The sequence below is a fragment of the Leptospira venezuelensis genome (genome assembly GCF_002150035.1).
GTDB classification, from domain to species: domain Bacteria; phylum Spirochaetota; class Leptospiria; order Leptospirales; family Leptospiraceae; genus Leptospira_B; species Leptospira_B venezuelensis.
The window spans coordinates 407,081-419,373 of sequence record NZ_NETS01000007.1 but is presented as its reverse complement, the minus strand read 5'-3'; the positions used below and the strand labels follow the sequence as shown (position 1 = coordinate 419,373).

At 39.5% G+C, this 12,293-nt stretch carries 10 protein-coding genes; 3 read left to right on the top strand and 7 right to left on the bottom strand.

Going from position 1 to position 12,293, the window contains the following annotated elements:
• Positions 1 to 5: 5 nt before the first annotated feature.
• Positions 6 to 1,004: a hypothetical protein gene (locus tag B1C82_RS03925; protein ID WP_234008465.1), complete on the top strand. Its 999-nt coding sequence runs from the start codon at positions 6 to 8 to the stop codon at positions 1,002 to 1,004.
• Positions 1,005 to 1,087: 83 nt separating this feature from the next.
• Here B1C82_RS03925 and B1C82_RS03920 read toward each other — a convergent pair whose 3' ends face one another.
• The 5 genes from B1C82_RS03920 to B1C82_RS03900 form a co-directional block, all read right to left on the bottom strand.
• The gene (locus tag B1C82_RS03920) at positions 1,088 to 1,594 is read right to left on the bottom strand and encodes an SURF1 family cytochrome oxidase biogenesis protein (protein ID WP_157894093.1); all 507 of its coding nucleotides are present in this window, start codon (positions 1,592 to 1,594) and stop codon (positions 1,088 to 1,090) included.
• A gap of 254 nt (positions 1,595 to 1,848) precedes the next feature.
• Positions 1,849 to 3,915 carry a methyl-accepting chemotaxis protein gene (locus B1C82_RS03915; protein ID WP_086446293.1) on the bottom strand — a complete coding sequence of 689 codons (2,067 nt, stop codon included), beginning with the start codon at positions 3,913 to 3,915 and terminating at the stop codon, positions 1,849 to 1,851.
• 22 nt (positions 3,916 to 3,937) lie between these two features.
• Positions 3,938 to 6,187 carry an ATP-binding protein gene (locus tag B1C82_RS03910; RefSeq protein ID WP_086446292.1) on the bottom strand — a complete coding sequence of 750 codons (2,250 nt, stop codon included), beginning with the start codon at positions 6,185 to 6,187 and terminating at the stop codon, positions 3,938 to 3,940.
• Between the two features lie 13 nt (positions 6,188 to 6,200).
• On the bottom strand, positions 6,201 to 6,587 hold the full coding sequence (locus tag B1C82_RS03905; RefSeq protein ID WP_008597002.1) for a response regulator: 387 nt from the start codon (positions 6,585 to 6,587) through the stop codon (positions 6,201 to 6,203).
• A gap of 174 nt (positions 6,588 to 6,761) precedes the next feature.
• Positions 6,762 to 8,483 (bottom strand): EAL domain-containing response regulator, encoded by a 1,722-nt coding sequence (locus B1C82_RS03900; protein WP_086446291.1) that lies wholly within the window; start codon positions 8,481 to 8,483, stop codon positions 6,762 to 6,764.
• A 187-nt stretch (positions 8,484 to 8,670) separates the two neighbouring features.
• Here B1C82_RS03900 and B1C82_RS03895 point away from each other — a divergent pair, with 187 nt between their 5' ends.
• Both B1C82_RS03895 and hisC read left to right on the top strand, forming a co-directional pair.
• Positions 8,671 to 10,299 (top strand): peroxidase family protein, encoded by a 1,629-nt coding sequence (locus tag B1C82_RS03895; protein WP_086446290.1) that lies wholly within the window; start codon positions 8,671 to 8,673, stop codon positions 10,297 to 10,299.
• A 22-nt stretch (positions 10,300 to 10,321) separates the two neighbouring features.
• The gene (gene hisC / locus B1C82_RS03890; protein ID WP_086446289.1) at positions 10,322 to 11,419 is read left to right on the top strand and encodes a histidinol-phosphate transaminase; all 1,098 of its coding nucleotides are present in this window, start codon (positions 10,322 to 10,324) and stop codon (positions 11,417 to 11,419) included.
• Positions 11,420 to 11,431: 12 nt separating this feature from the next.
• On the opposite strand, the gene B1C82_RS20640 is transcribed toward hisC, so the two are convergent.
• Together B1C82_RS20640 and B1C82_RS03885 are read right to left on the bottom strand one after the other, a co-directional pair.
• Positions 11,432 to 11,602, bottom strand: a complete 171-nt coding sequence (locus B1C82_RS20640; RefSeq protein ID WP_167373745.1) for a hypothetical protein — start codon at positions 11,600 to 11,602, stop codon at positions 11,432 to 11,434.
• A gap of 241 nt (positions 11,603 to 11,843) precedes the next feature.
• Positions 11,844 to 12,290, bottom strand: coding sequence for an OsmC family protein (locus B1C82_RS03885; protein WP_086446288.1), 447 nt, complete (start codon positions 12,288 to 12,290; stop codon positions 11,844 to 11,846).
• Positions 12,291 to 12,293 lie beyond the last annotated feature (3 nt).

Below are 12,293 nucleotides of genomic sequence, written 5' to 3'. Positions count from 1 at the left end.
GTCGATTGTTTGTCGTATTCATTCTTGTTTTTGAGGCCTTCTACTCTTGCAAAGAAGAACTAGGAGATCTAAATCCTTACGCAGACGTTCTATCTTCTACTCCTCTATCTAAAATAGAGAACTATGTCGGGTTGGAGTCTGCAGACTGGTCCTCAAGGATCCTCAACCTAGACAAACATGCCTTAGATTATGTGAATGCGTTGAATCGAGTAGATGGCTTTACCGAATCCCCATCGCCTGTCAAAGACCTCGACACAGTCAAACCTACTCTATTAGATGCTCTGACTTCTCAAACAGGACCAGTCGCCTCTCTTCTAAGAAACAAACTATTCCGTGTTTATGTCTGCGAAAATCTGGGAGGTTCTGCCGTTACGGGAATAGTTCGTAAAGATGGCAAATCTATTGGAGGTTTTGTAATCTTAGATATAAACACTCTGAATAGAAACGCAAATGATTGGATCAGTTATAAGGAAAATTCCGCATTCCAAAAAGGGAATATAAAAATACGAATCCGAATAGAAGAAGAAAAACAAAACAATAAAGCGAATGCACTTAGTTATATTTTGTTACATGAATTTGGACATATTCTCTCGGAAACAGAAAATATAGGTCCAAGTTTCTTTTCTCCTAAAAGATCCTTTATGAACTATGAATTCTATAAAGGAATTTGGAAATCGGAGAAGGTAGCTTATCTGGATGATTCCAATTTTGTCGTTCGGCCTCAGATCCGATTTTATTCAGAAACACTTTCTCTGAATGATAACTGGGAGAAAATTTATCCAATCCTTTCTAAAACGCCTTTTCCCACATTGTATTCAGCTGCAAATGCAGATGATTTTTTCGCGGATTCATTTGTTTCTTATGTTCATGTGATCTTAGAGAAACGTCCCTGGATCTTAGAGATCATGGATAGTAAGAAGGTACTGTTCCAAATGGGAAATGGAATCACAAAGCCTTCTCTAGAAAAACAAAGAGAACAAATTAAAGAGATATTAGAAAAATAGAAATGTTGGTAAGAGCATTCTGTATTGCTCGCAAGGAAACGGGGCACTGATCTTGATCAAAAAGTCTTTTTTACGAGTCGATCCTATATTAAATTGATCAAAAGAGGATGGAATCCTTTTTCAGATCCAACAATGGGAGGAACTTTATCCTCAATGACTTGCTGATTCATCTGTTCCAATAAAATTTTCAAATTTGCATTTTCTGTTCCAATCAAGTTCGTTGTGATTCCTCTAATTTCTACAGACTCTTCGAAATAAGGATCATACTTTAAACTTTTATAAAAATGATTTGTTCCTTCCGAGGGAATCCAACCCACGTTTATTAATACCGCGTCCAAGGCAGCCCAATAAGGCCAACCTAAAGACGGATTCCTTTCCCGAACATACGTAAATGGTTTGATGATCCAATAACCATCCATGTTATCCTTTTTTCCCGGAACCAAAACCTCTGCCGAATGAAAATAGCCTCGGATCACAACGAGTCGATTCGCCGAAAGTTTTGTACTTTTTAACCCCTTGATTCGATAGGCTTTTTGCTTTTTGATCTGAGTTGAATTTTCAATCGGTGGAACCGGTTTAAAGATCTTCACTCCTTCTCCGTAAAGGGAAAAAGAAAGCAACGAGCAGAATAAAATTAGGACTAAGGCAAATCGTGACACTGTATATACAAACAATCTAGCAAATTGAAATTGCAGACATTTCCGAAAATAGGCAAATTAAGAATAGTTCGGACTCTTAAGTATATTCCTTTAATTTCGCCAAAGTCTTTTCTTATGCATTCACTATACCACTGTATAATAAAATATGCACTTTCAGTATTGTATATTCAATATACAGCTCAAGTTTAAAGTTTAAACTTATCTACCGACTTAAGAAGCCCTTCTGATTGTTGGTGCATTTCACCAGAGTAAGAAGTCAGATCATCCGCACCAGAAGCAACTTCCTGGGTTCCTTCTGAGATACTTACAATCGTCTTAGTTATCTCATCTGTTGCTCTCTTCTGTTCCTGAACCGCTTCCTCTATCTGTAAACTGAAACTCATGAGGAAATTCGCCGATTGATGAATGTCTTGGGTGTTCTTCTCTTGGGTTCGAACAGATTCCAATACCTTCTTCGCAGATAGTCCAAAAGAATCTACCGAGGTTCTGAGCTTACGAAGTATATCACTCGCCTCTTTCACCTTAGTATTCCCGTTATGAACCGCGTTATTCGTGGAGTCCACAAGTTCTCCAATCTCTTGGACAGAAGAAGAAGTCTGAGACGCAAGCTTACTGATCTCTTCTGCAACTACTGCAAATCCTTTACCTGCTTCTCCGGCACGAGCGGCTTCAATCGCAGCGTTTAGGGCTAACAGATTTGTTTTCTCTGATATCTCAGTTATGATAGATAGAATCTCGTTGATACGACTCGCACTTTCTCCAATCTCATCCATTGCTTGGTTCGTTGCACCCATTGCATTCTCACCAGTCACAGCACGTTCCTGGGATTCAGATGCTACCTGCGATAAGGTTTGCATTTCATTATTAATTGTACCTATCTGCTCACGGAGTAGAACTACGTTTGTATCTATCTCCTTCATATTATCTATAGCTTTTTCCATAGACCTTCGAACATTCTCCGCTGAAGCGGCAAGTTCTTCAACTGCAGCCGATGATTCTTCCGCTGCTGATGCTTGAGCCTGAGCCACATCCGAGAAGTTACGACTCGACTCCGCCATTTGATCAGAAGTACTATTCAATTTTGTGGAAGATGTTTTAATATCCAAGATGATCTTAGAAAGATTCACTTTCATCATATCCATGGACTTGAGTAGTTTGCCTATCTCATCTTCTCTTGCTATTTCTATATGAGAAGTTAGATCTCCATCCGCAATCTTCTCAGAAAAACCAATCGCTTCCAATAAGCCTGTTGTTATAAGTTTATTGAAGATCAAGTTTAGAATGATCAGGATCACAACCATGATCACAAGAGAAGATAAAATAGTCTGTAAGATCACTCCTCTCATATCCGACCAGAAGATTGAATCTGGAATAGACACTTCTACTGCCCATGGTTTATCATAATTTCCTAATAAAAACGGGAAAAAGTATCTAGTGTTGCCGGAGCCTTTGATCTGAAAATCTTCTCCTTTCAGGCTAAGTTCCTTTACTTGATCACGAATGTTTTCCTCAGGAATTGCCTTACCCACTAAAGAAGGATCTCCTCCATTTGCCGCATAAAGCCCGTCAGGTGAAACCAAGGCAAGGTAACCTTCTCCTCTAAATGGTCGAATTGGACCTAAGAGTTCTTGGAGATTTGCCATTGCGATATCTGTTCCAACCGTTCCAACGAACTTTCCACCTCGCAAAATTGGTTTAACCATCGAAACCATGAGCACATCTTTTCCGCTCACGGAGTATACATAAGGATCCGAGATAAAATCCTTTTGTGTTTTTTTAGGAATACGATAGTAAAAACTAATCGTATCATCCACATCATAAGATTCAGCAAAAGTGATCTTCAGGTCTCCTGTGGACCTATTCCAATATGGAATAAACCTACCCGTAGCGTCATGATATGGAGTATTCTTATATCTTGCATCTTGACCATCGAAAGCATTGGGTTCGTACAATACCCAAGTCCCGAAAAAATGAACATCGGTTTCGGCTAACTTCTTAAGAGAAGCTATCATATCTCCTCGAGTAGGATGAGAAGTTTCCAGCATAAACTGAAACCCTCTAAGAGATCCTAAAACAGAATTTAGAAAATTAGAAATCTCATATTGATAACGTTTACCTGCCATGGTGGATCCGGAATCCACCTGAGATTTTAAACTAAAGTAGGATGAAAATGAATTGATACCCGCCAGAACAAAAGAACCGGTTAAAAGTACAATCGCTAAGTAGAGTGAAATTCTGTATCTGATACTCATTGTAAAAGCCCGAGTTTATATTTTATTCTGATTTTGGAAAAGAAAAGCGAAAGATAGTGCAGCCGGGTTCACTTTCCCAATTCCAACTGCCCCCGTATTTTTTAGAAATGGAAGCGGCAACTGCGAGCCCTATACCCGCGCCTTCCCCTTCCGATTTTCCAGAAGATAAAACTTCTCCCACTTGCTCTCTGATGTTTTTGGGAATACCAGAACCACTGTCTTCCACTTCGCAGATAATCTTAGATTCTGAATCATAAATACTTACCTTAAGTTTGCCTTCTCCGGACATAGCTTGGTACGCGTTATCCACAATCTGTGTCCAAAGTCGAACTAAATCTTCAGGTATACATCTTAGGGTCGCTTCAGAGATATAATTTCTTTCGACTGTGACCCTATTTCCGCCCGCTCCTTCATATACTCCAAGCACAACTTCCATTGTGTCGGAGACTTTGACCCATCTTTCTTTATCTTCTTTTGCGATCCCCGAATAGGTTTCTAAAGCAGACACTATTTTGTACATTCGATCAGTAGACCTATGGATAACTTCTTCCGAAATTTCAAGGCCTCTAACTGCCATCAAAAACTCCGTAATTCGATCCCACTCAGAACATCTACATAGCTGAAGAATGAATTCTGGACAATCGGCAAACCCCAACTCAGCTACCACGGCAGCTTTATCGCCTGCTTCTTCTATTTGTTCCTGTTTTAAGAATGCTTCTATAGAATGCCGGGTTTCTCTGAATTTTTTTCCAATCTGTTCTTTATGATTTTCTAATGTTCTATTTAATGTTGTATAAAAAAATTCTCTTTCCGATTCATCTGCCTTGCTTAGATATTCGAAAAGAAAAGGAAGAAGTATCGTAATCCTCTTCACATAAAACGAAATGTTCTCTCTAGAAGCTCCGATTGCTCCCAGCGGATTATTGATCTGATGACTAACTGCTCCCGAAATCCTGCCTATCGCGGCTAATCGTTCATTTCTAAGTAAAGTTTCCTGAGCGGTCTTTAATTCACCCAAGGCGACTTCCAATTCTTCTTTTTGAAGACGAATAATCTCATTTCGCGAATAGATTTCCGCTGATTCTCTGAGAATCTTTTCGGATCGGATCTGCTGATCGATCGCAGCCAGCAACTTTTCCTTCATATTTCCTAATGTTACAAAAAGATGATGGATCTCATCTTGGAATTTCCGAGTCGGGATCTGAACAGAATAGTTCCCGGCCCCTAAAGAATCTGCAAACGTAGTCGCTTCCGATAAGCCTTCCGAGACAAATTTGCAAAAGAATCTATCTAGAAAATATAAACAGATTGGCAAAAGCGCAAATGTAATGAGTAAACATCTTAGAATGATCGGACCTAGATCGTTCCAAAGAACTGAATCAGGAACATATACTTCTATGGCCCAGTTTTTTCCATAAGTCCCCATACTAAATGGAAATATGTAGGAGTTCCCACCTTCTACTGGATAAGCAAAAGATTGTCCGGAAGCTAAGGATTTCTGAACTGAATCTTTTACTTCAGCAGTTCCGGCATTCTTTCCTTGTAAAATTCCTTTCGCGCCGTGAACTGCATATTTCCCACCTGGAGAGATCAATGCCAAATGTCCGTCTCCAAACGGCCTCTTAGAAAACAATTCTTCTTCTAAATCCGAAAGTTTCAGATCCAAGCCTACTATTCCTATAAATCGTCCTTGGCGAGTAATAGGCCGGATCAAGGAGATCATAAAAATATTCACTCCCTCTAACGGATAGAAATAAGGCTCTCCTACAAAGTCACTTAATGTTGCCTTGGGGATTTGGTAATAGTTACCGCTTTCATCAGTATTATCATAATAAACACTTTCTTCTAGACTGATCTCATCTGGATTTTTAACACTTCTGTGAAAGTATGGAACAAATCTACCTTTTGAATTAGAACCTTTACGACCTATAAAGGAAAAATCTCTTCCATCAAAAAGATTTGGCTCGAAAACAGCGCCGGCTCCTAAAAATCTTTTATCATGCTGAAAAAGATCCACTAGATCTTTTTCAACGGAATCTCGAGAAGGACGAGTAAGTTCCCAGCGAGTTTTAGCTTCTCCCACTTTGGAAATTGCTTCTGAAAAAATTTTACGAACTTCGAAAGAAGCTCCTTCTGCCTTTGCAAAGGCTGCCTCTTGTGAAGCAACTTTGGAGTCATAGAATGCAGATATGGCCACTAATAGAGTTAGCAGGACTGAGAATGCAAATAGAACAATAGCGCAGTAAAGAGAGAAGCGCGTTCGAAGGCTCATTATGCCCCCCTATTTATTTAAGGGCTGAGGTGATAGTGGTTACTAATTCTTTTTCGTCCCAAGGTTTTTTCAAGTAACTGTATAAATTGATCTCTTTCTTTAAAGCTTCGACGGAAGCAATGTCCGCATGACCTGTGATGATGATCTTTTGGATCTCAGGATATCTTTGGTGAACGATTCTCAAAAATTCGTCTCCCTTGATATTCGGCATCAACCAATCAGAAATTACGATCAGGATCTTGACTCCCTCTGTTACTAATTCTTCAATGATCTGCATCGCTTCCGACGCATCTAGTGCAGTCTCATAACGATAAGTATCACCCAGATGTCTTTTGACTTGGGACTTCATACTCATCAAAATGAGCGCTTCATCATCAACAAAAAGAATCGCTTTCTCCACCGCTCCCCCGGTACCAACGTATAAATTAGACGAACAAAAACGAAAAAACCCCGGCTCAAAATCCGGAGCAAAACAAGGATACTTACTCTATAAATTATGTTTGCAACTCATTTTCGACTTTATCCCTCGAAAGAATGAGTACAAAGACTACCCGGAAAAAATAGACCAAAGTACCTATTCAATAATTTTTATCGAGACCGGAGTTATGTCGGGAGAAGGCTGCATAATTAGGTAACCTTGCGAATATTCTATGCCTAGAGAACGTACAACTTTCAGTTCTTCAGGAGTTGAAACAAATTCTGCTACAACTTTTGCCCCAATTCTGTGAGCGAGTTCTGTAATTGCGGAAGTTAAAATGAATGCAGTCCTATTTCTTTCTAAAGATTGGATAAATTTTCCATCTATCTTGATGAAGTCCGGTTGGATTTCCAACAATCTGGAAAAATTGGAATGTTCCACTCCGAAATCATCGATCGCAATTTTTGCTCCTAATTCTTTCAGCTCCGCAATCACTTTTAGTCTTTCCGGATTTCCATGAAAACTTGCAGTTTCTAAAATTTCAAAAGTTACCCTGGAAGGATTAATCCCGTAATGTTCCATACGAGATGATGCCCATTTCGGAAAACTTGGGCTTTCTAATTCTGTTTCCGACAAATTGATGGAGAATGAATAAGGTGAATCAGAAAATTTTCGAAGCGCCTTTTCAAAAAGAATAGGACTAATTCTTCTCAAAAGCCCTGTGGACTTGGCCAAATATAAAAAGCTCGCGGGAGCATATACTTTTCCATCTTCTACAATCCTAGCAAGGCATTCGAATTTTTCTACCTTTCCAGTTTGATTGTCCATAATCCCTTGGAAGTAAGGAACCACATTACCAGAATGTATCGCCTGGTTTAGTCTTTTCCCTAGATCCATATTGATCTTATATAGATCCTGATCGTCCATCTTTTCAGAATAGGAATAAATCCCAGATTCTGAATCGAATTCAGGTTCTTGGCTTGCTTTGACTAACGCGAGTCTCGCTTTATAATACAGATCTTTTTTCCCACTCGCAGTGGCGATCGTAGCATTGATCCGGAAAGAAATTCCAGACGCGGTAAAATAATCGGAACGTAGAAGTATCCGAAATGCAATTAAATGAGGTAGGAACTCCTCTTCCTGCACTTTGGAAAGAACGGCCACTTCATCCTCATATACATGGAAAATTTCTCCATAACTTCCTAGGATAGATTTCATGGAATCTAGGAACTTCTTCATTAAATCCTTATATAGAGAAACTCCAAAATCTCTTGTAGTCAAAGAAGTGGATTCGATCCGAATCAATGCAAGAAGAGAATCTTCCTTCTCTTCAGCAGCGAGATCCAATCTTCTTCTTAAGGATTCCAAATTAGGAAGTCCTGAGTCTCTATTATAAAGAAGCGCGTCTTCTAATTTTTTGTTGAGTTCAGAGAGAGAAATATCTGATTCATAAGAACGTACCGCTTCTTTTACCGTCATGAGTAGATCGTTAGAGTCCCAGGGTTTAGAAAGATATCTATATAAGTTTGCCTTATTGAGAGCATTTCCAACGGACTCCGCACTCGCCTGACCAGTGAGCATAATCTTTTTGGTATTCGGATTCGTCTCTTGGATCCTAATTAGGAATTCATCTCCTCTGATCCCGGGCATGACTTGATCGCTTAATATTGCAGGTATATGAATTCCAGCCTGGTTACATTCTTCTACTATTTGGAGAGCGAGTTCTGCACTGTCCGCAGCTTCTATTTGGTAACTTTTTCCGAAGGCTGACTTGAGTTGTTCTTTGAGTCCTCTCAAAATGATCAACTCATCGTCGACACATAAAATCACCGATCTTTTAGGTGATTCGTCTGATGAGCCATTTTCCTTATTTTGCACGATCGGATTCTCGTAGAACTAAGGATTAGACGCGGAAAAAAAGAATTTCCGGCCCGAACCAAAGAATATTTTTATTCTTAGCGAACTTATATATAAGTCTGAGTATTAGTCTTTTAGTATTTTCCATCTAAAATAAAATGAACAAGGACTTAGATCCTATATTGATCGCTGGACTCGATCACCCTTTATGATAAAAATTATTTTCGAAAACGATAAGGAAGTTTTCCTCGAACCTTCCGAATTAAACAAGCCATTATTACAAATTTCACTGGATGCAGGTATCCCTCATATACACGCATGTGGAGGTAACGCACGTTGCTCTACTTGCAGGGTATTAATACAAGAAGGAGACGAAAATCTTCTCCCTCGTAATGAAAAAGAAACAGTGTTAGCCCAGAAGAAGGGTTTTCCCGATAACGTTAGACTTGCCTGCCAAACAAAGATCTCAGGCGACGTTGTCCTCAGAAGATTGGTCATAGATGATGCGGATAAGGCACTTGCTTCTACATTCTCCGATTTGATCTCTGGTATAGAAAAACCGGTGGCGATCTTATTCAGCGATATTAGAGGTTTCACAGGTTTTTCGGAAAGTCATTTGCCTTACGATGTAATTCATATCCTGAACCGTTACTTTTATAGGATGGGAGATAAGGTCCTAAAATACGGCGGTATTATAGATAAGTATATAGGTGATGGACTTATGGCGATCTTCGGGTTAGAAGATCCGGATCCTGTTCGTGCAAATCTAAATGCGATCCGCTCCGCACTTGAAATGAGATCCGAATTAGAAAATTTGAATACTTATCTTCAAAATCATTTAGGTTCCGAATTTGAAATTGGAATTGGGATAAATTATGGAACTGCAATCTTAGGAAAGTTAGGACATCCATTGAGCATGTCTTTCACTGCGATCGGTGATACAGTCAACTCTGCAAGTAGGATAGAAACTACCACAAAGAAGGCAGATGCAAAGATCTTAATTTCCCAAAAGGTTTATGAATCCGTAAAGGACAGAGTTCTTAAAGGAAGAAGTTTCGAAACGAAATTGAAAGGTAAAACCGGAAATTATAGAGTCCACGAGGTATTAGGAACAAAGAATAATTGCGAAGGAAGCACCTGGCAAGAAACAGGATACAGGATCTGGGACAAGATAGATCCTACTGAAGCTGGGGCCTGGCTTCGTATGGTATTTCATGCTTCTTCTATCTTCTCCGCAGATGGAGAATGGTTAGGTCTCGAAGGTTCTATTCGTTTTCCAACCATCCTAAATGATGAGAATAATCGAGGAGTAACAAAACAAATAGAAGCAATTATCCATTTAAAAGAAGAATTGGAAAAAGAAGGAAGAGTTGGAATTCCTTCCCTTGCAGATATGATAGCTCTTTCTGGTGCGTTAGCACTCCAGAAAGCGGGTGGACCTCAGGTCCATATCCTACAGGGAAGAAAGGATTCGAGTTATCCTAGCGGAAGAATGCTTATGCCTGTGGATAGTCCGGATGTTAAAGATTCTCTAAACTATTTCTCCATGATGGGATTTTCCACAAGGGATACTGTTTTGCTCATGGGAGTCCATACATTGGGTTGGCATGCAAAGGGATCTTTTACGGAAACTCCCAATATATTCAATAATCATTATTTTAGAGATCTACTTTTGGATGGTGGAACCAGAATGCTTGCCACCGATAGGGCGCTACTTGGTTCAGAAGAGACCAAAAGAATGGTAATGGAATACGCACTTGATGAGTCCTTATTTTTTAAAGACTTCCAAGGACTTTACCAAAGATTAGTGGAACAAAAACGATTGGAAGAATCCTGACTCCGTTTTTTTCTGGAATTAGATGCGATTCCAACCCGCTTTAGACAAGATTCCGGCTTACGAGGCCGGCAAACCGATAGAACTAGTCGTACGTGAATACGGAATTTCTCCGGAAAAAGTTCTCAAACTAGCTTCCAACGAAAATCCGTATGGTGTCTCTCCTAAGGTTTCCGAAGTCATAAAAGAAGCTGTGTATAAGATGCCCTTATATCCTGACGATTCCTATAAAGCATTAAAGGATGCACTTGCGAACGCCCATGGAGTAGATGCAAAAAACGTAATACAAGGAAACGGAAGCGACCAAATATTCGACTTTGCTACAAGATCAGTATTAAGCCCTGGAGACAAGATCCTCCAAAATGGAAAAACATTCTCCATGTATTCTATATACGCAGGACAATGTGGTGCGGAAACAATCCAAACCAGTTCTGAACTTCATGATCTAAACCAATTCCTGGATCTGTATAAAAAACATTCTCCTAAGATCATATTCATCTGCACTCCTTGTAATCCGATCGGAGATGCTTTAGATCAGTCAGATCTATACACCTTTCTTCAAAAAATTTCCTCCGATACGATGGTTGTGTTGGATGCGGCATACATGGAGTTCGGAAAAACTAGAGATCCTAAAAAAGAAGTCAAAGCTTCGGATGTAATTTCAAAATTCCCGAATGTATTATATACAAACACTTTCTCAAAAATTTATGGATTAGGTGGAATGAGAATTGGGTATGGAATCGCTTCGGAAGAAATGATCCGCGCATTCTACAAATTGAGACCTCCATTCAATGTATCTCAACTTTCTCAGTTAGCAGCCGCTACTGCACTAAGCGATAGAGAATTTGTGGAAAATTATTTAAAATCGAATTTAAAAGAAATGATCCGTTACGAAGAGTTCGCAAAAAAGAAGGGACTCTCTTTTTTTGAATCCTATGCAAACTTTATCACAATTAAATTGAACCAAGCAAAACTGGATTCCACCCAAACCTTCGAAACACTCTTGAAGGAAGGGATTATATTAAGAAATCTTAAAAGTTACGGATTAAATGCCTTAAGAATTACGATAGGAAGGCCGGAGCAGAATGACCGGGTATTAGAAAGGCTTTCGGAACTCCTCTGAGAAATTCCGGGTTTATTTTTCGTATAGGTCTGGTCTCAATCTGACCACTTTTTCGTTTCTGCTTTCTGCCTTTTTAGAGGGGAAATTCACAGATTCAGAACGTGCAAATTCCTTTCTAACTTGGATCGGCCCTGCGGATTGGAACTGGCTTTTTTCGTTTTTCTCTCTTTCGGATTGAAACATTCAAAACCTCCTTTTTCGTCTTGGATGGGTAAGACCCGCGGTTTCCTTATTTAGTTTCGTCCCGAAACAGCGAATTCCTTACCTTATTATGTCAAAATTTTTTAGTTCTTAATTAGCCTACTCCCTATCTACAACAAGCGAATGACTAGAATATTACAGAAAGATATTTCTTTTAAAGCGAAGGTAGGAACTCCTTTCCGAAAATCAGAACTGGATTTTTCGAAAAGGAGTTTAGATTAGATTAAGCTGCAACAGATGATCCAGATTTTTGGGATAATACTCCTACCCCGGATAACGTATCCTTCACAGGGCATATCCTTTCTATGTGAGCAAGCAAAGAATCCACATTTTCTTTCGGAGAATCTGTCTGGATATCTACTCTATAACGGATCTGAGAAAATCCAGGACGGACGGCTGCAAGTTCTTGGAACCCGTCCAAATCAAGATCTCCTTCCACAAATACATGGAAATCCTTCAATTCTACTTTATGAGCAGGAGCATAAAGAGAAACTAAAACTCCAACACAACTCGCAAGTCCACCTAACACGAGTTCAACTGGATTCGGCCCTTGGTCCGTTCCACCTAAAATTTCAGGTTCGTCCACGACCCATTTATGATTTCTGCATTGTAGGTTTAATTTTAAACCTCCCGCCCAAGAAGCCTTACTTTCAAATACAGTATTTGCCATATC

What these genes read in the sequence shown, in the direction of transcription:
- B1C82_RS03915 (WP_086446293.1), bottom strand. Translation starts at nt 3,915, where the DNA reads ATGAGTATCAGATACAGAATTTCACTCTACTTAGCGATTGTACTTTTA.
- B1C82_RS20640 (WP_167373745.1), bottom strand. Translation starts at nt 11,602, where the DNA reads ATGTTTCAATCCGAAAGAGAGAAAAACGAAAAAAGCCAGTTCCAATCC.
- B1C82_RS03895 (WP_086446290.1), top strand. Translation starts at nt 8,671, where the DNA reads ATGATAAAAATTATTTTCGAAAACGATAAGGAAGTTTTCCTCGAACCT.
- B1C82_RS03885 (WP_086446288.1), bottom strand. Translation starts at nt 12,290, where the DNA reads ATGGCAAATACTGTATTTGAAAGTAAGGCTTCTTGGGCGGGAGGTTTA.
- hisC (WP_086446289.1), top strand. Translation starts at nt 10,322, where the DNA reads ATGCGATTCCAACCCGCTTTAGACAAGATTCCGGCTTACGAGGCCGGC.
- B1C82_RS03910 (WP_086446292.1), bottom strand. Translation starts at nt 6,187, where the DNA reads ATGAGCCTTCGAACGCGCTTCTCTCTTTACTGCGCTATTGTTCTATTT.